Annotated in this window: 26 protein-coding genes and 1 pseudogene; 13 read left to right on the forward strand and 14 right to left on the reverse strand. The window is 52.2% G+C overall.

The annotated features are described in order from the left end of the window. Positions 1 to 122: 122 nt before the first annotated feature. The 10 genes from TH3_RS21500 to TH3_RS21550 form a co-directional block, all read right to left on the reverse strand. Complete coding sequence (locus TH3_RS21500) at positions 123 to 4,160, reverse strand: helix-turn-helix domain-containing protein (RefSeq protein WP_040109941.1); 4,038 nt, start codon at positions 4,158 to 4,160, stop codon at positions 123 to 125. Positions 4,161 to 4,735: 575 nt separating this feature from the next. Beyond that, positions 4,736 to 5,428 carry an RES family NAD+ phosphorylase gene (locus TH3_RS21510; protein ID WP_040109942.1) on the reverse strand — a complete coding sequence of 231 codons (693 nt, stop codon included), beginning with the start codon at positions 5,426 to 5,428 and terminating at the stop codon, positions 4,736 to 4,738. After that, positions 5,425 to 5,811 carry an MbcA/ParS/Xre antitoxin family protein gene (locus TH3_RS21515; protein WP_040110019.1) on the reverse strand — a complete coding sequence of 129 codons (387 nt, stop codon included), beginning with the start codon at positions 5,809 to 5,811 and terminating at the stop codon, positions 5,425 to 5,427. Before TH3_RS21515 ends, TH3_RS21510 begins: the two co-directional genes overlap by 4 nt. A gap of 591 nt (positions 5,812 to 6,402) precedes the next feature. Beyond that, complete coding sequence (locus tag TH3_RS21520) at positions 6,403 to 6,816, reverse strand: hypothetical protein (RefSeq protein ID WP_007092474.1); 414 nt, start codon at positions 6,814 to 6,816, stop codon at positions 6,403 to 6,405. A 12-nt stretch (positions 6,817 to 6,828) separates the two neighbouring features. Further along, entirely contained in the window at positions 6,829 to 7,206 is a 378-nt protein-coding gene (locus TH3_RS21525; protein ID WP_007092475.1) for a hypothetical protein, read from the reverse strand. Positions 7,207 to 7,424: 218 nt separating this feature from the next. Continuing rightward, entirely contained in the window at positions 7,425 to 8,594 is a 1,170-nt protein-coding gene (locus TH3_RS21535; RefSeq protein WP_007092476.1) for an SIR2 family protein, read from the reverse strand. Positions 8,595 to 8,629: 35 nt separating this feature from the next. Continuing rightward, complete coding sequence (locus TH3_RS23145; RefSeq protein WP_167710611.1) at positions 8,630 to 8,806, reverse strand: hypothetical protein; 177 nt, start codon at positions 8,804 to 8,806, stop codon at positions 8,630 to 8,632. A 30-nt stretch (positions 8,807 to 8,836) separates the two neighbouring features. Continuing rightward, complete coding sequence (locus tag TH3_RS21540) at positions 8,837 to 9,463, reverse strand: DUF6904 family protein (RefSeq protein ID WP_007092477.1); 627 nt, start codon at positions 9,461 to 9,463, stop codon at positions 8,837 to 8,839. Between the two features lie 50 nt (positions 9,464 to 9,513). Further along, the gene (locus TH3_RS21545; RefSeq protein ID WP_007092478.1) at positions 9,514 to 10,290 is read right to left on the reverse strand and encodes an abortive infection family protein; all 777 of its coding nucleotides are present in this window, start codon (positions 10,288 to 10,290) and stop codon (positions 9,514 to 9,516) included. A 14-nt stretch (positions 10,291 to 10,304) separates the two neighbouring features. Further along, complete coding sequence (locus tag TH3_RS21550) at positions 10,305 to 10,517, reverse strand: hypothetical protein (protein WP_040109950.1); 213 nt, start codon at positions 10,515 to 10,517, stop codon at positions 10,305 to 10,307. Between the two features lie 52 nt (positions 10,518 to 10,569). Here TH3_RS21550 and TH3_RS21555 point away from each other — a divergent pair. Beyond that, a pseudogene (locus tag TH3_RS21555) lies at positions 10,570 to 11,297 on the forward strand (IS701 family transposase); the annotation flags it as partial. A gap of 42 nt (positions 11,298 to 11,339) precedes the next feature. After that, positions 11,340 to 12,329, forward strand: a complete 990-nt coding sequence (locus TH3_RS21560) for an IclR family transcriptional regulator (RefSeq protein WP_217694443.1) — start codon at positions 11,340 to 11,342, stop codon at positions 12,327 to 12,329. An 84-nt stretch (positions 12,330 to 12,413) separates the two neighbouring features. Here the strand turns inward: TH3_RS21560 and TH3_RS21565 are convergent, their stop codons facing one another. Beyond that, entirely contained in the window at positions 12,414 to 13,814 is a 1,401-nt protein-coding gene (locus tag TH3_RS21565) for an FAD-binding oxidoreductase (RefSeq protein ID WP_052268446.1), read from the reverse strand. 212 nt (positions 13,815 to 14,026) lie between these two features. Between TH3_RS21565 and TH3_RS21570 the strand changes: the two genes are divergently transcribed. The 5 genes from TH3_RS21570 to dmpG all read left to right on the forward strand — a co-directional run bounded on the left by TH3_RS21570 (position 14,027) and on the right by dmpG (position 18,915). Beyond that, positions 14,027 to 15,034, forward strand: coding sequence for a TRAP transporter substrate-binding protein (locus tag TH3_RS21570; protein ID WP_007092483.1), 1,008 nt, complete (start codon positions 14,027 to 14,029; stop codon positions 15,032 to 15,034). Between the two features lie 132 nt (positions 15,035 to 15,166). After that, positions 15,167 to 15,649, forward strand: a complete 483-nt coding sequence (locus TH3_RS21575; RefSeq protein ID WP_007092484.1) for a TRAP transporter small permease — start codon at positions 15,167 to 15,169, stop codon at positions 15,647 to 15,649. After that, positions 15,646 to 16,929 carry a TRAP transporter large permease gene (locus TH3_RS21580; protein WP_007092485.1) on the forward strand — a complete coding sequence of 428 codons (1,284 nt, stop codon included), beginning with the start codon at positions 15,646 to 15,648 and terminating at the stop codon, positions 16,927 to 16,929. The genes TH3_RS21575 and TH3_RS21580 overlap by 4 nt, the downstream gene beginning before the upstream one ends. A gap of 23 nt (positions 16,930 to 16,952) precedes the next feature. After that, positions 16,953 to 17,864: an acetaldehyde dehydrogenase (acetylating) gene (locus TH3_RS21585; protein WP_040109951.1), complete on the forward strand. Its 912-nt coding sequence runs from the start codon at positions 16,953 to 16,955 to the stop codon at positions 17,862 to 17,864. Between the two features lie 10 nt (positions 17,865 to 17,874). Beyond that, the gene (gene dmpG / locus TH3_RS21590) at positions 17,875 to 18,915 is read left to right on the forward strand and encodes a 4-hydroxy-2-oxovalerate aldolase (RefSeq protein ID WP_007092487.1); all 1,041 of its coding nucleotides are present in this window, start codon (positions 17,875 to 17,877) and stop codon (positions 18,913 to 18,915) included. Positions 18,916 to 19,575: 660 nt separating this feature from the next. Here dmpG and TH3_RS21595 read toward each other — a convergent pair. The 3 genes from TH3_RS21595 to TH3_RS21605 all read right to left on the reverse strand — a co-directional run bounded on the left by TH3_RS21595 (position 19,576) and on the right by TH3_RS21605 (position 21,714). Continuing rightward, entirely contained in the window at positions 19,576 to 20,268 is a 693-nt protein-coding gene (locus tag TH3_RS21595; RefSeq protein ID WP_007092576.1) for an RES family NAD+ phosphorylase, read from the reverse strand. Continuing rightward, complete coding sequence (locus TH3_RS21600) at positions 20,265 to 20,651, reverse strand: MbcA/ParS/Xre antitoxin family protein (RefSeq protein WP_040110023.1); 387 nt, start codon at positions 20,649 to 20,651, stop codon at positions 20,265 to 20,267. The genes TH3_RS21595 and TH3_RS21600 overlap by 4 nt, the downstream gene beginning before the upstream one ends. 433 nt (positions 20,652 to 21,084) lie before the next feature. Next, the gene (locus tag TH3_RS21605) at positions 21,085 to 21,714 is read right to left on the reverse strand and encodes a recombinase family protein (protein WP_007090958.1); all 630 of its coding nucleotides are present in this window, start codon (positions 21,712 to 21,714) and stop codon (positions 21,085 to 21,087) included. A 195-nt stretch (positions 21,715 to 21,909) separates the two neighbouring features. Here TH3_RS21605 and TH3_RS21610 point away from each other — a divergent pair, with 195 nt between their 5' ends. From TH3_RS21610 to TH3_RS21635, 6 genes are all read left to right on the forward strand, one after another. Beyond that, positions 21,910 to 22,359: a hypothetical protein gene (locus TH3_RS21610; protein WP_007090959.1), complete on the forward strand. Its 450-nt coding sequence runs from the start codon at positions 21,910 to 21,912 to the stop codon at positions 22,357 to 22,359. Positions 22,360 to 22,597: 238 nt separating this feature from the next. Continuing rightward, the gene (locus TH3_RS21615; protein ID WP_007090960.1) at positions 22,598 to 22,798 is read left to right on the forward strand and encodes a hypothetical protein; all 201 of its coding nucleotides are present in this window, start codon (positions 22,598 to 22,600) and stop codon (positions 22,796 to 22,798) included. Positions 22,799 to 22,803: 5 nt separating this feature from the next. Next, on the forward strand, positions 22,804 to 23,145 hold the full coding sequence (locus TH3_RS21620) for a hypothetical protein (protein ID WP_007090961.1): 342 nt from the start codon (positions 22,804 to 22,806) through the stop codon (positions 23,143 to 23,145). Then, positions 23,145 to 23,306 carry a hypothetical protein gene (locus TH3_RS23150; RefSeq protein ID WP_167710612.1) on the forward strand — a complete coding sequence of 54 codons (162 nt, stop codon included), beginning with the start codon at positions 23,145 to 23,147 and terminating at the stop codon, positions 23,304 to 23,306. Before TH3_RS21620 ends, TH3_RS23150 begins: the two co-directional genes overlap by 1 nt. Before the next feature lie 72 nt (positions 23,307 to 23,378). Next, positions 23,379 to 23,717 (forward strand): hypothetical protein, encoded by a 339-nt coding sequence (locus tag TH3_RS22930; RefSeq protein ID WP_007090962.1) that lies wholly within the window; start codon positions 23,379 to 23,381, stop codon positions 23,715 to 23,717. Between the two features lie 695 nt (positions 23,718 to 24,412). After that, positions 24,413 to 24,763: a hypothetical protein gene (locus TH3_RS21635; RefSeq protein ID WP_007090964.1), complete on the forward strand. Its 351-nt coding sequence runs from the start codon at positions 24,413 to 24,415 to the stop codon at positions 24,761 to 24,763. The last annotated feature ends 15 nt before the right edge of the window (positions 24,764 to 24,778 follow it).

Raw genomic sequence — 24,778 nt, forward strand, 5'->3', positions numbered from 1 at the left:
ATCACTTACTATTCCACTTCGTCGAAATTGAATTTCTGAAAACGATCCTCCTGATCTTTTAATTCTCCCCAGTCGAAATCATACAACTCCTGGCAGAGCTGTTCTGTTGGCGGGCATTCAGGTTAGGTCCAGTCCCGTTGCTCGGCATGCTCGTCTTCCCACTTGGCACGCGCATCGTAGCTCTCCGCGATCCGTTCGAGCAACGCGCCGGTGCGCGGCCAAGTCTGCGCACAGAGGAGCGCATCGGCGCGATAGCGCTCCGCGAGATCACGCTCCTGTTTTCCGCCATCGGTGGGCAGCCGGACAGTAACGCCGCGGCGGTTCGATACGCCAACCGCAAAGCCATCCTCGAGGTCTCGGCTGCGACACAGCTCGATTACCTCGCAGATCGGCTCGGGCGGCCAGACCTCGCCAGCAACGACCGGCGGTGCCGACAGAATTTGACCGATCCGCGAGTCCCCGATATCGGCGAGATCGGCCTCGGCGCACAGCTTGCGTGCCGTCTTGACCCATTTTTCCAGCTCGACACCGTCAATCACCCCGTCGTCGCGCGTCCCCGGCACGTGCGACCAGTCTTCGAGGACATGATAGGCCTGGCTGGTAATCATCCGTGTGCGCTCACGTGCACCCGCATCGTCGGATTCGAGTTCGATCTTCCCGAACACCGCATGGAGAAGCTCGACGAAAAAGGCCGGATTCCTTGCCAATGCCTTATGTAACTTGCGCGTCGGGCGCTCGGAATGCCGCAGGGCGTGGAAATAAACCCATTCGAGCTTGAGTATCTCGTCGTCGCCGACAGCGTCGTCGGCATCAAGGCGCACGAATGCCTTGCCGACGTAGTGAGTGAACATCGTCAAGTCGTTGTGATCGGCCTGAGACTTCTCCTCGCTCACTGTTGAGGGATGGCGAAGAACGTCCAACAGATCGGCAACGTACCCTTCGCGGTCGGTCGGTCCAATCAGCATTTCGAGCGCCGAGCGGCCACGATCCTCAGCGAGGAGCTTTTCGACCGCGATGTGTATCGCCGGACCTTCGGGCACACGGAACGTCTTGATCGTCCGCCAATAGGCAGCGTTGATCTCTGCCCCCGCCGCGGCCACCCGCTCCCAAGTGGGCGGCTCGACCGGCAACGCCATCATCAATGGCACGATTTCGGTAGGCGGCCGACCGGCAACGATGGCAGCATCGAACCGATCCCATAGCCACGCCACACCGCGCACTTCGGCAAGCGCATACGTCATGCGCTGCACCATGTCGGTCAACGGCGGCTCGCCGCGCGCTATTGCCGCATCAAGAATCGCATCCTTGAGGTCCTCTGTGATATCGGCGGCGACGAACGCCGCGCCAAGCTCGTTGGGCATCTGTAAGGTCAGAGCATAATCGACCAGCGCATCGACCGATAACGAGCCAGCCAGTTCTGCAACCGCGACGCGTCGCTCGTCAGCGAGCCGTTTCTCCGCTTCATCCCATGGCAGGTTACCGCGGAAGTGGTGATTGCCGCGCGTGAACAGCCAGGCATGCCGCGCAGTCGGCTCGTTCGGCTCGAGCATTTCGAATACGACCTTCAATGGCGCCAGCTGCGCCGCGTCCATTGTCCAATCGGCCCCGGAATATTGCTCGTGCATTACGATTAGGCCGCGCAATTTTTCGCGAAAGTCCCCGCCACCGGCACTATCGAACCCCGATGATGCCGCCGCCAGTTGCGCCGCAGCGGTTTCTCGCCATGCCGGACTGAAATTCGCCCAATGTTGGAGCAGTTCGCCCCAACGCACGGTGTTATTCCCGACATGCGCAAGGACACGTTCGCCTATCGCGTCGTATGCCCGCGCGATGCCGGGTCGCGTGACCGGCTCGGCATAATCCACCGTATAGTCCCGCCAGCGCGGGCTCGCCGACGGCGTCGAGATGCCGTGCATGCTTGGCGCGATCCCGAGCAACAGTTCCCAGCCGACGCAATTGTAGTGCTTGAGAATGAGATCGATTACCTGCAACCGCTGCTCCGCAGTAGCATAGGTCTGCGGCACCCAAGGGAGGAATATCCTGCGCAAGGTCGCTTTCGGCCGATTGGACACGCGCCCGCCGGGATCGCGCTCAGCGAGTCGCGCCAGGAGCAGACTGACAGTCGCGAGGTGACGCGGACTCCAGGCGTGCAATTCTAGCGACCAGAGTAGGTCGGAGAGATATTCCTGAGGGTGAAACAAGCCCTCGTCGCTGCGGAAGAGCGCCGCCATCGGGCTCGGGTCGCGGTCGATCGCGGCGTCGATGCTGTTGAAAAACGCCTGCGGTGCGGCTTCGGACAGCAAGCGGAAGCTGTCCGACAACGACCACCACAAACGCTCGTCGGCTTTTTCCAACAATCCGGAGACATTGCGATGCGCGGCGAACGTCGCGGTCGATGCCGCCTTCGCGCGGTCCGGAAACACGCCGAGAGCCACCATCGCCTCGCCAAGCCCGTGCCTCAAATCGGGGGATGCGACCTTGGGCGGCTCGCGATCGATCTTCCAGCGGTCCTCGGGCTTGGCGTCGAATGCCGGGTCACGCTCGCCCATCACCGCGAGGAAAGCAACGTTTAGGCGATCGAGATGCCCATCAGTCAGGAACGGCGCGAGCTGAAACCACGCATCCCGTAGGGAGGCCAGCCGCCATGCCGTGCCGGAACGGCGCACCGGGCCATCGAACGCAGCGGCATAAGGCGCCAACGAAGCGACCAACGCATCATAGCTCTGACCCGAAAGGCGCTCGAGCACTTCTCGGTCGACGGGATAATCGTCGCGCCAACCCCCGGCAAGCATCGCCGCGAACAAGGCCGGGTCGATCGGCGATGATGCCCAACTTGGGCAGCCAGCCGAACTTGCGGACATCAGGCGCCGGAGGACGACAAGGCTGCGGCCGCTTTGCAGCGCCAGCCGGTGGGCTTCTTCACGCTCAAGGCCCATCGCCTCAAGCTCGCTCTCGACGTGATGCCGCCACGGCCGCTCTAGCCGGATAACATTGTGTGGCGCACCTACATCGGAACCCAACGCACGCAGGACGTGATGACCATCAGCCACCAGCGCCGCCGCCACCCCGGGATCGCCCCCATCGAGGATCACCGCCAACTTGGGCCCAAGCCCGACCAACTGGCGCGCGACGTCTTCTGATTGTGCCGCCAGGATGCGGCTCATCCAATACACTCGGTAGGGCTCGGGCAGCGCAGCAAGCGCACCCGAGACGAACGCCATCGCTTCTCCCGACGCTTCCGCCTGCAGCGAAATCGTCGCTGGCGGACCGTAGAGCCAAGCCAGCACTTTTGCCGCTTGATCGTCGCGATCGACCACGATCAGATTGCTCGATAGCGGCGTGACGGTCGCCAGCGACCATTCGCGCCAGATCGAATCGAGCCCGCGCAAGCCTTCGGGCCGCCGCTGGATGCGGACGGCAAGCCATTCGGCGACGCCGGGGTGAAGCTCGAGCCAATGGACGAGCATGTCGCCATCGATCACACGAACGTCGCGCCACACCCCATCTTGCTTCTTCTTAGCAGCCCAGACGTCCTTTTGCGGCCATCGCTGTGGTGTGAGGAAGATGAAACAGGATACGGCCGGATCGATTTCCAGCGGATCGGCCGTCCGCTTGACATAGTCATCCTCAGCCTTGGCCGGCACCTTGCCGCGCTGGACCCCGATCTCCCACGCCGTGATGCCGGCGGGAACGTAGAGTAAATCTGTAGGAGTGTCGCACACGCCGTCCCAACCCGGATGCTGGATGCTGTCGTCCGAGGGGAAGCGCAACGTCGCTGCCGGGCCATGCGTCGCAAGCAACAAGCGGCTGATCAATTCGGGCATCTTAGCCTGCCCGTCACGCGTGCCCGCCCATTCCACGATGTGCTGTGCTTCGATCCAGCGCATAGGTTTGCCGGGCTTGGGCATAGTCGGCGCGGGCATCTTCTCCGTCACGACCGCCCCGCTCGGCAGGAAGCTAATGCCCTGCGCTTCGATGGCATCCTTCATGGCCTGGGCGTTGTTGGCGACCGGGGTTCGAAGGCTGCGTTCGAAATCGGCGACCGTGGAAACAGCAATGCCGGCTGCATCAGCAAGGTCGGCCTGGGACCATGCGAGCAACGCGCGTGCGGCACGGATCTGTTCAGGGGCTGGAAATGCAGGACCAGACATAGATGTCATATTAAATCACTGACCTCAGCTTCTACAACACTACCAGCTCGGTGTGCGGATACTGCGCGATCCCGCAGATGCGCCGCAAAATAAATCTCCGGTATTGGAGCTCTGAGGCAGCGCCTGCCTTTCCGAAACTCTTCATCTATTTTCTGCGGCATCTATGTCCCTTATTTGGAATTGCCGTTTTGCACCCCGCGCATATTTTCGAACGGCGTAGCGCACTGATTTTCCCAAAACAGTCCAGGGTCGTAGTTTTCAATGTTTGCATCCCACCACGAGACCGCGTCATTAAGAAGTTGACCGGATTTATGTGCCGGTATGCTAGCCCTTTGTACAAAAAAAGCTAAAGTCTCAAGCGCCGAAGGATCTAGCGCAAACTTTTCCCCAGCAACACCGCATATGTAGACCATTGACACGCGGGAACCTGTCTTAAATTCCTCTGTTACAAAGACATCATCTGCGGACGCTGTGCTTGTAATTGAGCTGAAGAGTAAACAGGCCATTGCAAGTCTGCGTATCATCACAATTGTCCCTTATTTGGAATTGTTTACCTGTCCGCTTCAGATTCACAATGTGCGTCGCTAAACACATTTGGCACTATAATGCGGCGATCCATCCCAAACGAGATCCCATGAGGCGCCCGGTCGAACATTACGAACAGTCGTAGGATCAAATACTACCAGGCAATCTCCCTCCGGGGCGCGCACAGAGGGGTAGATGAGGCCGATATGCTCATCAGCTATCAGCGCCTCGGATAGCGCCTGACCCTTTGGATAGCCCACTGCAGGATCAGCATGTAAGCACGGGTGATCTGGTTCATCTCGAATGTCGGCGAACTCGCCGATACAATCTGAAATGATCTCTACATATCGCGCTTTGTCCTCATATTTGCCTATATAGGAAAGCTCGCGGGTGCGATGGAACGCGACCTCTGCGATGGATACCTGAGTATCCCAAGCAGAATACCAAGCACCGCGTTGTTCGCCGTTAAACCGATTTCCGCCAGTCCGTGTATATGTGAAGGCGGCATTGATATGACTATTGCCATAAGCACTGATATCTTGTTGCCGTTTCCGCCATGCGAGCATCAAAGGGTCCCAACTGGGGTCGTTACCCTTTTCTGCCTCTAAGCGCGCACTGGTCTGCCCTTCGAGATCAGTCAGTAGAGCCATCTCTTCGTCGTTATCAACTAATCCTGAAAGAACGGGTGGCTTGTGGTAAGTCGCGGATATCAGACGGACTAGGCCACGATCCTTAAGCTCCGTGAGGATCATGATCCCCCCCGCAATGCATCAAGATATTGTCGAACGCGCAAAAGCGCAGGTAGCCCACCTTCGATCAAAACATCTATTGGCCTGGCGCCGCGGCACAGTGGGCCTACATTCGGCAATTTAATCCAGCTATGCGCAATCTTGTCATCAAAGTAGAGATTCAACGCTTTGTAGATGCCAACGATAGCACTCAATCGGAGAACCTGATCTTTGCTAAGCTTTCCAGAAAAGTTCGGCTTTCTAGCCCTCTTCCACGTACTGAGAGACATATCCACTAGGTTTGCGCTTTCCTCGATCGAGAGGCCCCATTGTTCACAAATGCGGTTGACCGCCTTGAGGCCCACTAACGCCTGCTGTTCGCTGACAGTGGAACTCGCCTTCTGCATTTCATTGGACAAAGGGACGGCAAGTAGGCCTGACAGTCCGATTGGCTTGATTTCTCCAAACAAGCCTTCGTCCGAGTTGCCACCTAACTCACTTACAATCACCGGCCCGGAGGAAAGGTGCCTAAAATTTTCCTCCAGCTTCAGGTGCCTTTCGTAAAGCCGCTGAACCAACGGTGTAATTTTTCTGCCTTGCAAGTGTTTTCCCGGAATCTGAAGGTGCACAGCCCCCGCAGAACCGTGCTTCTGTTCTTCTGTCTTAACCATCTAACCCTCCGCATTTGCCCTACAATATAGTCCATTTGGACTGTGCTGCAAGCTCATCGGGACCGATAGCCCCATTATCTCACCATGCGAGCCGTCAAGAGTCCCAAAAAAGGAGAAGACCAGTGACGGCCATAGTTGAGAATGGTGTTATCTGGATGGTTCGCGTCCCTTATTTGGAATTGCTCTTGCTGCGCTGCCCTGCGTGTTTTTTGAAGAAACTGTCTAACGAAGCTTTCAACAATGACAGGCAGAAGCCAACGATCACAAAACACACGATGAATACGGGTAATAAGATGAGCCATTCGTCGATGGTGGGTTCAATTCTGCTTAGAATTTCGTGCATTTCTCTGTCCCATATTTGGAATGGTATTTTTCCCATGCGTCATATGCAACGCAAGCTGTCATAAGAAGGTAGTAGACAGCAAACAACCAGCTTCCCACCTGAGACTTGAACATCTCCATGATGGATGGAATATCAAACGCGTATATGACAAGCCCTGCCGGCATAACCGGAAGCATTAATAGAACTAGGGTTTGTTGCCAGTGGTGCTTTTGATAGATCAATTTAACAACCACTATTCCGAACAGCGCCCATGAGGCCTGTCCGGCCCATTCGGGGAGATACGCAAACAGCATCACCATCACCATTGCCGTAGCCGCGATCATCGGACTCGCCCACAGCACGGTCGTTGCCAGTTGATGCGCAAGACTATGCTCTTTTGTCTTTGATTGCGTGTTCATCCATGATGTCCCTTATTTAGAATTGTGGCTTAGTGACATGCAGTTATTGTCATGATGCCATTTCACAATAAACTTCCCTGGGGCACTCACGGAGGCGACGAGGGAGGTTAAAATCTCTTGTGCGTCACCAGAGAAGTTGCGTGTGGTTGCAACCGTCCAAATCTGGTCGCCGGTCGAACAGGTAGGAATTCCTGCTTTCCCACCCCATTCTTCAAATAGGACTGCCAACGTTTTTTCTGGAGATGCTTGCAGAATAAATCGTCGATCGAACGACACACGGTATTGGTCCGGCAGGTCGTACTTGTCACTGCTGAGTGCGTTCACCACGCTCATGCCTACTGAGGCTGTCAATGTGACCATCACACATGCAAGGATTATCCTACGCTTCATGGATGTCCCTTATTTGGAATTGGCCTTCCGGCAATCTGAGATAGGGCCGAACTTCCCCACAATTCTAATGTGGCTAGATTATGCTAAAATGGCCGAAACTCAGCGACAATCCCAACTCAACCTCGCCTTGGTCGCTAAAAAAGAGTTTTTAAAGAGGAAGCGCAATTCATAGTTCAAAATCAATGCCGTTTGGCTAGCGTTGGAGCCAAGTTTCAAAATCATCTCGGGAGTTTCGGATTAAATAGAAAGTCGACAGCCTGCTCGTTAAATCCTTGGTAAAAGAATTGCGCTCTGGACTCATCTACAAACGAAAAATTCTTTCGGAACTGGATGATACTTTCTTCTGATGCTCTAAAGTCAACGAACTTAATGTCGTCTTTCAGCACGTCAAAAAGCTTATCTTCCCACCATGATTGCTGATAATTTGATATGATTTGATACAAAAGAACCCTGATGTATTCATCATGTTCAGGTAGAGAAAAGCCAATGACAGAGATTCCTCTTTCATATCCCCCAAGTTGGCCTAGCCCATACCATAAATCGAGTAGTGGCTCTGCATAGACAAATTTGACATGTGATGGAGACAGGATAAACGGAGCGTCTAGTCGATTGGGTTGCCCATAAAACCCGTCAACGTCCCGGATGCGATGAATATGCGCAAGCGGATCTTTCTCAGGTCTTATACCTTCAACTAAAGGCTCCACTTTAAATCGGCCGGGATTTCCAAAAACGGTATGTCTGTTTGACGGCTGCATTCCCAAAGATGCCAGATACTCCTGCGAATCTAAGAATGCTTTATCGTGAAACCAGTCGATAGAACCATGGAGTTTCATGATTACGACTTCTTTGACATCTGAATCGACCACACAACCGGTTGCATGAACTTCTTTATATCGATCGGGAAATAACCTGTATGGCTTTCCAGTATAATCGAGTAACTGCTCCAGAATAGTGTCATAATTAAGCGTTATAAAAGTATCAGTTACAGATATATTCTCTGCAAACTTAAAGTATTCATCGGGAAGTGAAGATATAATAGGTGTATGCTGATGAATGACTTCGCCAATTGACCGTCTTATCATTAGCTGAGTTTCATTACCCTCACTGCTCCATGTATCACTCCCCCTGAGTCTCAGAAAATGCTCTATATCCAGAAATGACATGAACCTTTCAAGGTCTACGTCTTGTTCGAACATGACCCGCCCACATGCTCTTTCGTATTCAATATAATTGGAAATATCTCGGTGAAATTTTGTATCAAGTCCATGATGAAATTCAATATTTTGCCGCACTTTTTTGTACAGTTCATTAGCGAGCGGCAAGCCCGCTAGGCGCGAAAAACCAGCACCTAAAACAAAAACTCGATAACCTGGATGTATTGTGGTCATTTTCTCCGACCTGCAATTTGTTCCTAAGCGTTCCCTTATTTGGAAATAGGTTTGGTGCGCTTAAAAGCGACAAGGCCGCCTATGAATGCGCCGATAAGACCAAACACCCACATTCCATTTACTGCGGTTCCCATTGCGGCCACCCCCGTCATCGATCCGAGGAAAGCGCCGACGATCAGACCGATAGCTGCACCAGTGAGCATTCTCTTCATTTCGTGTCCCTTAATTGGAATTGCTGAGCGTTACCATTTGATATCAATATGAATGGAATGAGATTGCAATGACTGAAAGACTTCGGGCGGAATCCATCCTGGTTCACTATCCCGCGTCGGCCAACTCTCTGATTCGCTATAGTCTGGATGGAGACTTCTAATCAGCCAAATAATGCATTCGTCTCGATCGGCTGCGTCATTTAGAGAGGCGAAATAGGTCAATCTGGTATCTATGTTCTTGGCTATGTTGTCAGGATAATGCGCAATCTCTGCCGCAACACTGAGGATTTTTTTCCACTTATCGGGAAAGGCCTGCAAAAGGGTCGTTTCTAGAACGAATTCCAAATTATAGAGCATCGACTGTTGTTGAGCTGTAGTGCGCATGAAACCGGCTTCACGGCGGAGGCATGCAACTTGTAAAGCAAACGCTGGCCAGAGAACCTGTTCTCCATAAATAACCTTGTTATCATCGAACAGGATTGCTTGATCTTGCATTCGATCGCCCTGGTGGGCGTGCCGAAGATCATATGCAAGTGAGACAAGAAAATCGTCATCTCCGCCGATTTCATGAATTACATTGCAAGCTGTTCTTAGGTCCCACGCATCTCCCCATATTGTCAGCCCCGCAAGGTATTCTGTCTTTTCGCCTGCAAGCATATCTATCTTCCCTTAATTGGAATGTTCTTAACGCGCATTTTTGCAACAGGTTAATCTCTTCGATCTTCTGCGCCCTGCCAGCACTCAACCAAAAAAGTCGCCATTGCCCCCGCTAGATTTACCGCAAGCGCAGCATGACGCGGAGCTGATCTAACCGGTTTGCGACCTTGCCCATGGGCATCCCCAATCTTGTTACGAAGGGTTCCAAGATTTTGTACTACAGTATGGCACCCACCAAGGATTGCCTTAAAAGGCTGCTCGGTATGCTGGGAGGGGGAAAGGTTCAATATCTTGGCTGTCTTGTTATATAATTTGGGAAGATCATCATCCCCATAAGTATCCTCGGCTTCGTCCAAAATGCATTTGCAGACGGTCTCCAACAATGTTCGCGCTGCGGTAATCGCGCCATCAGGATCTTCATAACGTCTAGCTAGAGCCTTCTCCCATGCTCTGTGAACTCCGTCGGGATCAAAGGACGACAGTATCTCAGAAATAGTCGTATCCGCCGGGGCACCGTTACAGCCCTCAAGATGTTCTAGAAGTGGTTGGAAACCGTCATAGATATGTTTTCGACGCGCCGCCCAAGCCCCTGTACCGGTGGCAATTTGTTTTAAATGGCCCCATAGTTGACCCTGATCCCTACTTGTTCGAATGAAGGATGGAAGAAGATCGCGTGTTTCACCATCCATGAATTCTGCGCGAAGTTGATGATATGCAGCTTGGTCAAAACCGCCGTTTTCAGCCAGGGAAATCATCATGTTTTGAAGCATTATAGCCCGCTCAAGAGTGGAATCCGGCATGTCTTCTGGCTCTGAATTCCAAGTCATCTTGCGGTGTTCCCTTAGTTTGAATTACCGATCGTCAGCGCGGATCGAACGACCGGAGCAACTGTATCTTTCGTAATATTACGCTGCTTTATCCAGGCTAGGACAGCGTTAGCGAAGGCTGTTGCTTCTTCCTTGTTATCGCTCTCCCAGCCCAGAACATTTACCTTGCAGCACGAAGGGAGGGTCTCTTCTGGCAAGCTCTCCTCGTTGTCAGTTGAAACCATCATGATGTCCCTTAGTTGGAATCCGATTTCGCGGGGATATTGACGCTGGCGGTATTCGGCTCGCGGCCACGCGTTTATCGATCATGCCTTGTATCTGCCGAAGAGCTGGACGAGTGATCCGGCACGACTTACCGCAACCCATGTTCCTGAATTTGTAAATTTCGCCACCAAGCCAGCCTTGGCAGTTCAAATTATACAGCGGACGCTGGCGGCCGACGTCCCTTTCTCGTGGGTCGCAGCGAACGCGGTATATGGGGTTGGTGACGTTGAGCAGGCTCTGCGCCGGGCCTGCAAAGGCTACGTTCTCGGCGTGAAATCGGACCATTACTTTGGCTCTTGGGCAGGCAAGGCGGAAGAGATTGCACAGGGCCTTGATCCAGGCGCATGGAAACGCCTTTCCGCTGGCGAGGGCACAAAGGGTGCCCGCCTTCATGACTGGGCCTACTGCGAGCTCGCCGATCTCGAAGCCGATGAATATGACGAGACAAAATCAGGCGTGTGGACCCGGGGCCTCCTGATCCGCCGTAACATCAGCGACGGTGATCTGGCCTACTTTACGACCTGGTGCCCGGCGGGCACGGAAATACAGGCTCTTGTCTCCGTCGAGGGCCGCCGCCGGGCGATCGAAGACAGCTTCGAAACGACCAAAAACGAGCTTGGCCTCGATCATAATGAGAGCCGCTCGTGGCATGGCTGGCCTTCGCCATGATGGCGGTGATCCGATACCGCACCAATGACGTGACGCCCCCAAAAAGATCGAGGATGCGGACCATCGGGATCTGATCCGATGGTCAATTCAAGAGGTCCGCCGGATCGCCAACAAGCTTGCCCAACATCGGATCGAACCCGCAGACATCATCGCATGGTCATGTTGGCGACGTGCCCATCAGGCCGCAGCCCAACGAGCTCACCTCAAACAAAAATCGCAACTGTAATGCTAACAATAAGCAGCTGAGAAAATTGTTTCCTATGATCTCTGGATGTTTGTTTAGATTATTGATAAAAAATTTGATTCGTCGTTGGGATATTGAGGACATGGTAGAAAAAACTAAACCGTTGAAAGACGAGCACGAACTGCAGGCTCCCAGAAGTCAAACGCTTGTGCGGGGGTTCCAAATTATTGACGCCGTGGCTGAACGCCCTCGCAATATTCAAGAAATTTCTTCAGTTACAGGGCTGACATATGGCACGGTGCATCGCATTGTTGCTGTATTACAAGAACAACGCTACCTCAAGCCCGAAAGGTCGCACGGGTTCACACTTGGCCCGCGGTTGATTGAACTTGGCTTTGCGGCCTATTCGCGGGTCGATCTTGTGCAGGTGGTCCGGCCATGGTTGGAGGAACTGTCAGATCTAACGCATGATACGGTCCATCTCGCGCGCCGCGAAGGATGGGAAGTTACCTATCTTGATAAACTGCCTGGTGCGCGGCCGGTAGAGATCAGTTCACGGGTGGGTGGTCGCAAACCTGTTATTTCAACGGGGGTCGGAAAGGCCTTGCTGTTTGATGAACCAGAGCTGGTTTTAAAACAGCTCTATGAGCAGGATGGTCACCTGTTGCCAGACCGGATGTCACAGAAAGAATGGCTGGCATTGATGGCGTCATACCGGGCAGAGGGTTATAGCTATGACCTTGGCGAAGATGAACCATCCATTCGCTGTGTTGCCGCACCCTTGCGCGATGCGACCGGGAAAATTATTGCTGCAGTTTCGGTTTCATCGACCCACGAATATATGTCACCGGCACGCATGCAAGAGCTGATCCCGCTGGTCAAGCGGATTGCGAAATCGATTTCGCACGAGCTTGGGGCATAGGGAACAGCAAATTAGAATTTGCCCTAAAAGCTGCCGCGGCTCCGTCGCAGCTTTTAGGGACACGCAAATCGCAAGGGCTCGTTTTTATGAAAGAACTTTCCCCGGGTTTAGAATTTCCTTTGGGTCAAAACTCCGTTTTAGCAGTCTCAGAGTTGCAAGCTCGGTTTCCGAGCGACTGTAAGAAAGCCACGGTTTTTTGTGTAAACCGATGCCATGTTCTGCCGACACCGAGCCGCCATAGGTGCGGATAATCTCATAGACCGCCCTCTCGATGTTCTTGCCTGTTGGATCAAATTGGTCGATGGGGCCGGCGACCAGATGAATATTACTATCCCCCGCATGGCCAAAAAAGACCGTCGGTAATTTGGGGAAAGCCTGTGTCAAAGCCGCACGAATTTCATCAACACAATCGCCGATGCGCGAGCGCGGTACAGAAACGTCAAAGCTGATGACAGGGGCGCGCAGGGACAGAATTTCGGAAACACCGTCGCGTAGCGACCAGAAGGTTTCAATCTCACGGTGAGACTGGGCAATTGTCGCATCGGAAATAATGCTGGTTTCAAAGGCTGTTTCCAGCATGGCTTCAAACGCTGATCTTTCACCATCCGGATCAGCCCCCTGCATGTCGATAAGGGCATAAAGTGGATAATCTGTCGCCAGTGGCGGCTTCTGACCGGTTCCATCAATAACGGCCTGATAATAATCATTCCACATCAGTTCAAACGCTGTGAGGCGGCCCGACAACATGAACTGGGCGTGGCTGATAAGGCGGGTAACTGAGTCAAACTCTGGCAGCGCAACCAATGCTGTATTGGCACCACAAACACCTGGATGCAGCTTGAGCACAGCGCGCGTGATAACGCCCAGCGTTCCTTCCGATCCGATGAACAAATGCTTGAGATCCAGTGCCGCATTATTTTTGGGCATACGGTTCATCATTGGCAGAATTGTGCCGTCGGCAAAGACAACCTCCAGCCCAAGAACAAGATCACGCGTCATGCCGTATCGAATGACACGGTTGCCCCCGGCATTGGTCGAGATATTGCCGCCAATCTGACAGGAGCCGCGCGCACCAAGATCAAGTGCAAAATAATATCCTGCATTCTGTGCCGCGTCCTGAATGCGCTGCAAGATGCAGCCCGCCTCCACGACCATCAGGCTCGAAGATGTGTCAATTTCCTCAATCTGGTCCATTCGGGCCAAAGACAGCAACACCGAACCTTCCGAAGGAACCGCCCCGCCAGCAAGTCCTGAAAGTCCGCCTTGGGGCACAACAGGAACGTGGTGCTGATGGCACAATCTCAGAACTGCGGATACCGCGGCGGTGTCGCGCGGAGTGACCAGTGCACAAGGCGTTCCGCCACGTTCGGTACTCCAATCACCCAAGGCTGATTGGGGAATGTTATCTGCATGTCTGAAATTGGCGGATCCGACAGCTTCCTCTAGCGCATGGTAAAAATCTTTGGGCAAAAATCTGGCTGGCATGGGGGATCTCCGGGACTTGGACGAGCCATAACGGGTAACTTATTTTTCACATATTGAAAATAGATTTTATTATTTGACAAATAAATGCATTTTCACTAAATCCAACAGATCGAAAAATACAGAGGCGGAGACCTCTGCTCAATATCCAAAAAAACAAATCAGGAAACACAGGACACCAAACTAGGGTGTTCGGATAAAAAGGGAGGACGACGATGTCGTTCAAGAAAACGGCGCAGATTATACGCGCAACTACTCTTTCCGTTCTGATCTCCGGTGCGTTTTTCGCATCCCAGGCACAGGCTGAGCCTGAAATTCTTTTCCGGGCGGCACATTCTTCTGCCCCGACATCGACCGGTCAGAAGGCATTTGAGTTCCTTGACAAGGAACTGCGCGAAAAAACAGATGGTCGAATCGGTTTAGAAATTTATCCCAATTCTCAGCTCGGCGGTGAGCGCGAGGCAATCGAGAACGTCCAATTAGGTAATATCGACCTGACCTTCGCATCCTCGGCTCCCGTCGCCTCTTTTGCCCCCGAATTCTTTGCCTTTGACATTCCCTTCCTGTTCACCAATCGGAAACAGGCTTATGCGGTGCTTGACGGTGAAATCGGCACCGAAATCATGAATTCGCTCAAAGACAAGGGTATTGTCGGTCTGGCATATTGGGAAAACGGTTTTCGCCAGTTGACCAACTCGAAAAAAGAAATCCGGACCCCGGATGACCTGGCGGGCATGAAGATGCGCACCATGGAAAACGAGGTCAATATTGCGACCTGGCGTGAGGAGGGTGCCAATCCGGCACCGCTGGCATTCAACGAACTGTTCACCGCCCTTCAACAGGGAATCTTCGATGCACAGGAAGGGCCGATCAACCTTTTCTATGACATGAAGTTCAATGAAGTTCAGAAATTCATCACCAAGACCAATCACATCTATTCGCCGTGGCCGCTTCTGGCAAGCCCGGACAAGCTGGCCACTTTAAGTGCAAAAGACCGTGTAATCTTTGATGCCGCAGTCAAAGACGCAACAGCCTACCAGCGCAAACTGGCCCAGGAAGCGGACGACAAAGCTGAAGCCGCGATGACGAACGTGAAGTTCACAACACTGACGCCCGAAGAACTGTCTCTGTTCGTTCAGAAGGCTGCTCCGATTGCCGATCTGGTCAAAGAAAAAGCCGGTGCAGATCTCGTCAATCGTCTGCTTTCCGCAACCAAAAAATAATCACCTGACAAAAGCGGGGCGTCAGTATCGGACGCCCCATCCTTTTTCCAGTCCCTGTACCGAAACTGCCAGATGCAGGATTGATCCACAGAAGTCACCCTGATCATTGATCGGCTGGCAAGGGAGGGATTCATGCTTAAACTTATTGATGAGCATTTTGAAGAGGCATTCACAGTGGTCCTTATGGCCCTGATGACAATCCTCATCGGTGTTCAGATTTTCATGCGTTATGTGATGGGGGCATCTCTGTCCTGGTCTGAAGAACTGGCACGATATTTCTTCATCTGGATGACCTATAGCGGCGTCGCTTATGCTATCCGCAAAAATGCTCATATTCGTGTGACCATGTTTGCCCACCTGTTGCCGCCAAAAGGGCAGGTATATTTGCGCCTGCTGACCCATGCCATTTTTGCCGGTTTTGCATGTTACGCGATGTATCAGGGCTGGTTCCTGATCGAGAAAACCTTTCGCTTTGGTCAAAAATCCGCCTCGCTCGGCATGCCCATGGCTTATATCTATCTCGCACCTTTTACCGGGTTTTCAATGGTACTGGTTCGTCTGGCGCAATCATTCATCTGCGAGCTACGCGACGGCACTGAAAGAGAGATGAAATGATTTCTCTCATTCTGTTTGGCCTGCTGGCGGTTCTTCTTTTTATCTCGGTTCCGATTGCAGTATCGCTAGGTGTTGCTTCAACGGTGGCGCTGCTTGTCTCTGGCAAGGTCTCCGGCAGTTATGTGCCTCAGGTGCTTGTTACATCAATTGACAGTTTTCCTCTGATGGCCGTCCCGTTCTTTATTCTGGCGGGCGATCTGATGGGGCAAGGGGGATTGTCTCAGCGCCTGATCAATGTCGCACGCCTTTTGTTTGGCCGTTATACGGGCGGTATGGCAATTATTGCCGTTGTGACATGCATTTTCTTTGCCGCCATTTCCGGTTCTGGTCCGGCAACGGTGGCTGCTGTCGGCACCATCTTGCTGCCTGCCATGGCAAGAGACGGCTATAAAAAAGGCTTCTCGGCCGGGCTTATCGCGTCTTCCGGGTCACTTGGCGTTATCATTCCCCCCTCTATCCCGATGGTAATTTATGCGACCTCTGCCAACGTGTCAGTCTCAAGGCTGTTCATGGGGGGTGTTCTTCCCGGATTGCTGATCGGCCTGACACTGATCACGTACGCATGGTGGAAATCACGGGCAGATGGACAAACCCCGAGCGATTATCATCCCTCGCGCAAGGAAGTGCTTGCGACCATCAACGACGCCAAATGGGCATTGATGGTGCCAGTGATCATTCTGGGCGGCATCTACGGCGGTGTTTTTACCCCGACCGAGGCGGCCGCAGTGGGGGTCATTTACGGATTGTTTGTGGGGGTCTTTGTTTATCGGGAACTCAACCTTAAAAAACTCTACCGGATCTTCGCCGGTTCGGCACTGACGTCGGCAACAATCATGCTCATTGTTGGAACCGCCACCATTTTTGGCCGCGCACTGGCGATTGAAGGCGTGCCCGTCATGCTGGCCCATGCCATCACGTCGATCGTGGATCAAACATGGCTTTTACTGCTGGCGATCAACGTGATCTTGCTGATTGTTGGCACCTTCATGGAAACGATTGCCGCCATTATCATTCTGACCCCGATTTTGTTGCCGCTGGTTACAGCGCTGGGTGTCAGTCCCGGGCATTTCGGCATCATGATGATCATCAACCTCGCGATTGGCATGGTTACGCCGCCGGTCGGCGTGAACCTGTTCGTCGCCGCACGTGTCTCGGACCTGTCCCTGGAAACCGTGATCAAGGGGGCAATCATACCGACATTGCTCATGATTATAGTGCTGATGATCGTCACCTATGTACCGGCTCTCACACTGGCTCTGCCTGCCGTCGTTGGCATGTAACTCGATGTTAAAGGATATACAAAATGACTAGGAAATTGCGGGCGGTGATCATAGGACCGGGCAATATCGGCACCGACCTTCTAATGAAAATGAAACGATCCGATTGGGTTGAACCCGTCTGGATGGTCGGCATTGATCCGGCCTCCGAGGGGCTCAACCGAGCTGCCGAGATGGGCATCAAAACCTGCGCAACCGGTATTGACGGGGTTCTTGAACATGTGATCTCCGATGATATTCGGGTCGCCTTCGATGCGACGTCTGCCTATGTTCATGCAGAAAACTCCCGCAAGTTGAACGAGCTTGGCGTGATAATGATTGATCTGACGCCAGCGGCGATTGGCCCGTTCTGTATTCCGTCAGTTAACCTTGCCGATCATGCCAAAAGCAACGAAATGAACGTCAATATGGTTACCTGCGGCGGCCAGGCCACCATCCCGATTGTTGCGGCCGTTTCACGTGTGCAACCGGTCGAATATGGCGAAATCGTTGCTGCGGTTTCGTCGCGTTCCGTAGGGCCGGGCACACGCAAAAATATTGACGAATTCACCAGTACGACGGCGGCCGCGATCGAGAAAGTCGGTGGTGCCAAACGTGGCAAGGCGATCATAATCGTCAATCCGGCGGAACCCCCGCTTCTGATGCGCGATACTGTGCATGTGCTGACTAAAAATGAACCGGATCAGGCTGCAATTATTGCCAGTGTCAATGCAATGGTGGCCGAAGTTCAGAAATATGTCCCGGGTTACAAACTGGTGAACGGGCCGATCTTCGACGGCAACCGGGTATCGATCTATCTCGAGGTCGAAGGGCTCGGTGACTTCTTGCCGAAATATGCCGGCAATTTGGACATCATGACGGCGGCCGCACTTCGCACTGCCGAACTTTTTGCTGAACAGGCCGATTGCGGCGCCTTCACGTTACCAGCACGTGGCTGAGGAGAGACAGATGAATATCGAGGGACGTAAAATCACCCTTCACGAAATGAGCCTGCGGGACGGTATGCATGCCAAACGTCATCAGATTTCGGTCAGTCAGATGATCGAGGTTGCCAAGGCCGCCGACGAAGCCGGTATGCCGTGGATCGAAATTACGCATGGGGATGGTCTGGGCGGAGCATCGGTGAACTATGGTTTCTCGGCCGCAACGGACGAGGAATATCTCTCGGCAGTCATCCCGCATCTTAAAAATTCCAAGGTCTCGGCACTTTTGTTGCCTGGTATTGGAACAATCGACATGCTCAAGCGGGCAATGGATTGCGGGATCGCCGGTGTGCGTATTGCCACCCATTGCACGGAGGCCGATTGCGCTGAACAGCACATTACCTTTGCGGCTAAAACCGGGCTCGATACAGTTGGCTTCCTGATGATGTCACATCGTGCCAGTCCGGAAAAACTGGTTGAACAGGCCTTGTTGATGGAAGGGTATGGTGCGAACTGCATTTATTGTACGGATTCTGCCGGTCATATGCTGCCGCAAGATGTCACGGACCGCATTTCCGCGATCCGTGCAGCCCTTCAGCCGGAAACCGAGCTTGGTTTCCATGGTCACCACAATCTTGGGATGGGCATTGCCAACTCTGTTGCCGCAGTGGCTGCTGGTGCGAACCGTATTGATGGCGCCATTGCCGGGCTTGGGGCTGGTGCAGGAAATGCGGCAACCGAACTTCTCGTGGCCGTGTTTGAACGCATGGGGGTCGAGACCGGCGTCGATTTATTCAAGATAATGGACGCCGCCGAAGACCTTGTAGTACCGATGATGGATCGCATGATTCGGGTGGATCGCGGGTCACTCGTCCTCGGTTATGCCGGTGTTTATTCCTCGTTCCTGCTGTTTGCAGAACGGGCTGAAAAGCGCTACGGCATACCTGCGCGTGATTTGTTGCTGGAACTCGGGCGTCGCGGCATGGTCGGCGGTCAGGAAGACATGATCGAAGACCTTGCACTTACGATGTCCAAAAATGCCGGAACGATAGTTTCGACAAAATGATCTTCCAGGGCTGATTTCGGAAAAGAGATCACTATTGTCAAAGAGTGTTAGGATGCCTCCATCTCTTATTAAACTTTGAGAATGTCTATATTGGCACAGTTGATGCGGTTGGTGGAGGCGTCCACCCCATCGCTTACGCTTCGGGTTGCGACGTAGCCAGGTCAACAACAAAGCGTAACCTGCTGCTGTTGGCCGCTCTCCATGGCCAGTTAAGCCCAATCGGAGAAGCCGCTCCTTCGTTATAGCATCAGGCAACCTCGTAATGACGCCTTCAGAAGAAAACACAGCGAGCGCTTCCCACTCTTCACGGGTGAGCAGATCGTAAAGTTGATCTGATGATGGGTGCGTGGCTTGCAATATCCCCTTCATTGATTGTCCCTTTTCTGGAAATCAGATCATGTTGAAATGACGAAGTGCGTCTTCGACATCTTTTCGCTTCCCTAAAGGACATGGCTTTTCTCGCCGAGTAGGATCAATCCGATTTGGTGCGATCCTCTTCGTCAACCCATGTTCAGCCATTACGTCAGCAATCCAGCAGGTCTGGGCCGAATATCCATGCTGATCCTTTATATGCAGTTGGATCTGTCTGTAAGTGGCCATCTGGCTCCTCCCTTATTTGGAATTGTTTACCTGTCCGCTTCAGATTCACAATGTGCGTCGCTAAACGCATTTGGCACTATAATGCGGCGATCCATCCCAAACGAGATCCCATGAGGCGCCCGGTCGAACATTACGAACAGTCGTAGGATCAAATACTACCAAGCAATCTCCCTCCGGGGCGCGCACAGAGGGGTAGATGAGGCCGATATGCTCATCAGCTATCAGCGCCTCGGATAGCGCCTGACCCTTTGGATAGCCCACTGCAGGATCAGCATGTAAGCACGGGTGATCTGGTTCATCTCGAATGTCAGCGAACTCGCCGATACAATCTGAAATGATCTCTACATAACGCGCTTTGTCCTCATATTTGCCTATATAGGAAAGCTCGCGCGTGCGATGGAACGCGACCTCTGCGATGGATACCTGAGTATACCAAGCAGAATACCAAGCGCCGCGTTGTTCGCCGTTAAACCGATTTCCGCCAGTCCGTGTATATGTGAAGGCGGCATTGATATGACTATTGCCATAAGCACTGATATCTTGTTGCCGTTTCCGCCATGCGAGCATCAAAGGGTCCCAACTGGGGTCGTTACCCTTTTCTGCCTCTAAGCGCGCACTGGTCTGCCCTTCGAGATCAGTCAGTAGAGCCATCTCTTCGTCGTTATCAACTAATCCTGAAAGAACGGGTGGCTTGTGGTAAGTCGCGGATATCAGACGGACTAGGCCACGATCCTTAAGCTCCGTGAGGATCATGATCCCCCCCGCAATGCATCAAGATATTGTCGAACGCGCAAAAGCGCAGGTAGCCCACCTTCGATCAAAACATCTATTGGCCTGGCGCCGCGGCACAGTGGGCCTACATTCGGCAATTTAATCCAGCTATGCGCAATCTTGTCATCAAAGTAGAGGTTCAACGATTTGTAGATGCCAACGATAGCACTCAATCGGAGAACCTGATCTTTGCTAAGCTTTCCAGAAAAGTTCGGCTTTCTAGCCCTCTTCCACGTACTGAGAGACATATCCACGAGGTTTGCGCTTTCCTCGATCGAGAGGCCCCATTGTTCACAAATGCGGTTGACCGCCTTGAGGCCCACTAACGCTTGCTGTTCGCTGACAGTGGAACTGGCCTTCTGCATTTCATTGGACAAAGGGACGGCAAGTAGGCCTGACAGTCCGATTGGCTTGATTTCTCCAAGCAAGCCTTCGTCCGAGTTGCCACCTAACTCACTTACAATCACCGGCCCGGAGGAAAGGTGCCTAAAATTTTCCTCCAGCTTCAGGTGCCTTTCGTAAAGCCGCTGAACCAACGGTGTAATTTTTCTGCCTTGCAAGTGCTTTCCCGGAATCTGAAGGTGCACAGTCCCCGCAGAACCGTGCTTCTGTTCTTCTATCTTAACCATCTAACCCTCCGCATTTGCCCTAGAATATAGTCCATTTGGACTGATTTGCAAGTTCATCAGGACCAATAGCCCCATTATCTGCCCATGCGAGCCGTCAAGAGTCCTAAAAAAGGAGAAGACCAGTGACGGCCATAGTTGAGAATGGTTTTATCTGGATGGTTCGCGTCCCTTATTTGGAATCCGTTTCGGCATCTTCCACGTCCAGCGGAATGAAAGCCTCAATCTCTTCCCTGTAATTATACAGAGTGCTTTTGCTTACCTTGCCGTTCCACTTCTCTGCGATGGCCTCATATGAATAACCTTCGCCAAGAAGGGCTGCGGCCTCTTTCTTCATTTCAGTCGTCAGCTTCTTCTTGTGGCCTATCTGCCGGCCGCGCTTTCGCGCTTCCGCAAGGCCAGCCTTGGTCCGCTCTGAAATCAGGTCGCGCTCGAACTCTGCAAAGGCAGCCACAACATTAAACATCACTTTGCCGATGGCAGTCGTCGTATCAATTGGTTGCGTGAGAACCTTCAAATCTGCACCTTTTTTTCGAATGATATCCAGGGTGCGGATCAATTCGGCAACCGTCCTGCCCAAGCGATCCAGCTTCCAGACGACAAGCGTGTCACCTTCTCGCATGCCCTTGAGAAGCATCAGCAAGCCATGTCGCTTCTTAATCGGGCCGCTGCCTGTCGCATGGTCTGTGAAGATGTGTCGCTCTTCAACGCCTGCGTTCTTGAGTGCTTCCACTTGCAAATCAAGGTTCTGATCCGGTGTACTTACGCGGGCATAACCATAGTGTCTTTCTTCGGCGCTCAAGGCGGGGCCTTTCCAGATTGATCATAACTTGTCCATCGCCTGTCCAATAGACCATACCTTTTTCCATTTTGGAACACTTTTTTGGAAATTGTTGGAAACAGTTATTGGAATTTCCGAAAGGCGTGTTATTATACAACCATAGCGACAATGGAAGATGACTGCTTTCAGCGCCGCCGAGCAGAAGGGGTGATCAAAATGACCAACACGGTTCCAGATAACGAACAACATCGACTTAATTTGATTTCTGAGCATTCCGCTTCAGTGTCAAAGTTTACGTACTTTTTAATGTCTGCTTCAGGAGCTGGGTTGGGTTTCGCAATCACGCAAGTCAATCCAAGCGAAGCGAGCTGGGCCATGTCGATGCTATTTCTTGCAATGATGTTTTGGTGCGTAAGTTTTTTTGCCGGAATACGCAATCGACTATTGTCACACGGGATTGTCGAAAAAGCTGTTGAAGCCGAAGAGGCAAAGCTGTCCAATAACCCAAACGCAAGCTCGTTGTGTCAATCACTTAAGGCCCAAGCCAATCTTTTGGGAGACAAAACTCTCATCTGGTCGATGTGCCAAGTGATTGCCTTCTTGTTTGGCGCCATCAGCTTGGCTCTTTGGCGTCTTTGGGAGGTTTTAGATGAATTTTCCAAATAACGAGCAACCGGACAGCGAGATATGGCGCTCCAAAAATATGTGCAAATAGAGTGCGACCAGTGCGGGCAATGCGATCACTATGCCGGTGGATCTATAGCTGAAGCGCGGGCGTGGGTTCGGGCTCATGGATGGATCACCCAACAAGGCAAAGAGTTCTGCGACCAAGAATGCGCTGACAAATATGGTCGCGAACCCTCGCAGAGTATCGCTGCTGCAATAATGAACGAGATTATGTCGAATGACCGATCAGAAAATCCCAATTAACGAGCGCGGGGCGTTAGACATCGGAACTCGTGTTCTCTGTTACTTCAACAACCGGCGAAACAGCCGGATTGGTTACGTGGCAGAGGTTCGAAAGGACAATATTCTCGTCGATTTCAACGACGGTTTTATCGGCACATACCCACACGAGGATGTGATGCGCGATACAAAGGCATAGCTGCGATGAATGACTTTCCAGAACACGAGACGAATTGGGTCACGCCGATCACCGAGTATTTTAAGCGCGACAAACATTTGCTTGGTCCGATGGTCTTAATTACGGTCCAACATGAGGACGGCACCCGTAAAGTCGTTGAAGGCTATCACACCGGAAATAATTGGTGGCTGTCTGGAATGTCACCTAACGACTACTATTCAGATCCGCTGGAGGAATGCGTGGGCGAGCCCATCGCGTTCCGAGAACTTCCTGAACCTTATGATGGCCCGATTGCACGTCCGAGGCTACTCGCGAATGTGATTGAGCTTCCAAAATCTCGTTTCGGATTCAAAAGAGGAGCAGAGTAGTGGGTACTGTTTACCTTTCCGACGAACAGATCAATGGCATTCTGACTTGCATCGAGCTGGGAAGGAGCGCCATTGAAGCGGGATCAGAAGACAACGGCTTGAATTCTGAAATTAACATGGCAATCACTGCTGAACTTTGCATCCGAAACCCCGTCATCTGACCGTGTCGATATTCCGCACACAATCTCTCATTCTGTTAATTGCCTGCGCGATCAAGGGAAGGATTGAGCTAGATGAATAGTTATCCAAAAGACGAACATGCGTTAGCGACTTACCCCAAAACGGAATTGTATAGCTGCTGCGAAGGTAATCGGGCCCCAGATTGGTCTGAGTATGAATACTTGGTTCTTGAAGGATGCACTACCATCCCTCTCGATCCAGGCACCACGTCGGAAAAAGGCAGTAATGAGATTTTGGGACTGCAAGATCGTAAAGCGGCAGATTTCTTCACTGTTTACGCTTGGAAAGACGGTTGCCGGGCAATAACAGACGTTGGTGATTTCAATAAGGCGACGCGCCTCATCAAACATCTCAGCGAAATCTCGGGTTTGGAGTACCAAATCAATTGCTGACGATAATTCATGCACTTCCATTCAGTGAGAGCAGCAAATGACCGAGCTATCCAAACAGCAAGAAAAGTGGTGCGAAGAATTGAGGGCGCACATCAACAAAATGCCAACAGGTATCGAGATTTGCGTCCTGTATGGGGGTGTTATTTGCGTTGCCGAACATGGCGCGCTCAAGGAATACTCAGATCGAGTTGGGGACTGTGACTACCGTGATGTCCAATGGTTGACCACCATCTTTCCCAAGAAGTCCGTAGCGCGACGCATAGACGGCCGCGACACACAAGTCTAGGCCCCACGCGCAGCATAGCCTTATGGCGAAGTGGATTTGCTCTGATGATTTTAGATGGTCAGAATGTATCGAATTGGAGGCACTGAGATGGCGTTGACAACCATCACTCATGATCAACTCGAAAAAGCTGCGGCCGCACATTATGGGTGAGAATATAGTGACTGGGATCGACTGGACGCACACCGAAAAGAGCAGCTTATCGAGCAAATGGAAGTGGCGTTCGAAATAATTCATATTGAAGTACTTGATGTTTGATGAACGACCATATCGGTAAGGTCACCGATATGCTTGCTTTCAATTGTGCGAAAACGTAGCGCATTGATATCCCGACATATAATCGACGCGTCGACGCGCACTTTTCGAACGTCAAGTGTTGGGCTTCGGATATTGAGATGGTGGAGAACATGAAGTGATTTTTAGGATACCCAGCATAGACAGAAAAACAGGGGAAATCGCATATTTTGAGTTTCCGGCAATTGCCATTCTTGAATTGACCATCGGTGACGTCAGACGCAAATTCGTTGTTCACGAGGGCAAAGGTTCGCAAATCGATCAAACTGTACTCAGCGATTTCAAATCAGGTTTCGGTATAAAACCTTTCGAACCATTCATAGTCGAAATGCTTGCCCTGGGTGTCGCTGGAGCAGACGACATGCACAAAGTAGGGCAGTACATCATTGATCGACTTGTGAGCACCGTCGGCGCTGATGTGCTACTCGACAAAATGAATAGCCGCCCAGTCGTTAACTTCGAAAATTAATGGCAAGTTCGAGCA

It is taken from the genome of Thalassospira xiamenensis M-5 = DSM 17429 (assembly GCF_000300235.2).
GTDB classification, from domain to species: Bacteria; Pseudomonadota; Alphaproteobacteria; order Rhodospirillales; family Thalassospiraceae; genus Thalassospira; species Thalassospira xiamenensis.

What these genes read in the sequence shown, in the direction of transcription:
- TH3_RS21600 (WP_040110023.1), bottom strand. Translation starts at nt 20,651, where the DNA reads ATGCAGAAGGCCAGTTCCACTGTCAGCGAACAGCAAGCGTTAGTGGGC.
- TH3_RS21570 (WP_007092483.1), top strand. Translation starts at nt 14,027, where the DNA reads ATGTCGTTCAAGAAAACGGCGCAGATTATACGCGCAACTACTCTTTCC.
- TH3_RS21545 (WP_007092478.1), bottom strand. Translation starts at nt 10,290, where the DNA reads ATGACTTGGAATTCAGAGCCAGAAGACATGCCGGATTCCACTCTTGAG.
- TH3_RS21620 (WP_007090961.1), top strand. Translation starts at nt 22,804, where the DNA reads ATGAATGACTTTCCAGAACACGAGACGAATTGGGTCACGCCGATCACC.
- TH3_RS21525 (WP_007092475.1), bottom strand. Translation starts at nt 7,206, where the DNA reads ATGAAGCGTAGGATAATCCTTGCATGTGTGATGGTCACATTGACAGCC.
- TH3_RS21520 (WP_007092474.1), bottom strand. Translation starts at nt 6,816, where the DNA reads ATGAACACGCAATCAAAGACAAAAGAGCATAGTCTTGCGCATCAACTG.
- TH3_RS21585 (WP_040109951.1), top strand. Translation starts at nt 16,953, where the DNA reads ATGACTAGGAAATTGCGGGCGGTGATCATAGGACCGGGCAATATCGGC.
- TH3_RS21515 (WP_040110019.1), bottom strand. Translation starts at nt 5,811, where the DNA reads ATGCAGAAGGCGAGTTCCACTGTCAGCGAACAGCAGGCGTTAGTGGGC.
- TH3_RS21500 (WP_040109941.1), bottom strand. Translation starts at nt 4,160, where the DNA reads ATGACATCTATGTCTGGTCCTGCATTTCCAGCCCCTGAACAGATCCGT.
- TH3_RS22930 (WP_007090962.1), top strand. Translation starts at nt 23,379, where the DNA reads ATGAATAGTTATCCAAAAGACGAACATGCGTTAGCGACTTACCCCAAA.
- TH3_RS21540 (WP_007092477.1), bottom strand. Translation starts at nt 9,463, where the DNA reads ATGCTTGCAGGCGAAAAGACAGAATACCTTGCGGGGCTGACAATATGG.
- TH3_RS21550 (WP_040109950.1), bottom strand. Translation starts at nt 10,517, where the DNA reads ATGATGGTTTCAACTGACAACGAGGAGAGCTTGCCAGAAGAGACCCTC.
- TH3_RS21580 (WP_007092485.1), top strand. Translation starts at nt 15,646, where the DNA reads ATGATTTCTCTCATTCTGTTTGGCCTGCTGGCGGTTCTTCTTTTTATC.
- TH3_RS21575 (WP_007092484.1), top strand. Translation starts at nt 15,167, where the DNA reads ATGCTTAAACTTATTGATGAGCATTTTGAAGAGGCATTCACAGTGGTC.
- TH3_RS21615 (WP_007090960.1), top strand. Translation starts at nt 22,598, where the DNA reads ATGACCGATCAGAAAATCCCAATTAACGAGCGCGGGGCGTTAGACATC.
- TH3_RS21595 (WP_007092576.1), bottom strand. Translation starts at nt 20,268, where the DNA reads ATGATCCTCACGGAGCTTAAGGATCGTGGCCTAGTCCGTCTGATATCC.
- TH3_RS23145 (WP_167710611.1), bottom strand. Translation starts at nt 8,806, where the DNA reads ATGAAGAGAATGCTCACTGGTGCAGCTATCGGTCTGATCGTCGGCGCT.
- TH3_RS21535 (WP_007092476.1), bottom strand. Translation starts at nt 8,594, where the DNA reads ATGACCACAATACATCCAGGTTATCGAGTTTTTGTTTTAGGTGCTGGT.
- dmpG (WP_007092487.1), top strand. Translation starts at nt 17,875, where the DNA reads ATGAATATCGAGGGACGTAAAATCACCCTTCACGAAATGAGCCTGCGG.
- TH3_RS21610 (WP_007090959.1), top strand. Translation starts at nt 21,910, where the DNA reads ATGACCAACACGGTTCCAGATAACGAACAACATCGACTTAATTTGATT.
- TH3_RS21565 (WP_052268446.1), bottom strand. Translation starts at nt 13,814, where the DNA reads ATGCCAGCCAGATTTTTGCCCAAAGATTTTTACCATGCGCTAGAGGAA.
- TH3_RS21510 (WP_040109942.1), bottom strand. Translation starts at nt 5,428, where the DNA reads ATGATCCTCACGGAGCTTAAGGATCGTGGCCTAGTCCGTCTGATATCC.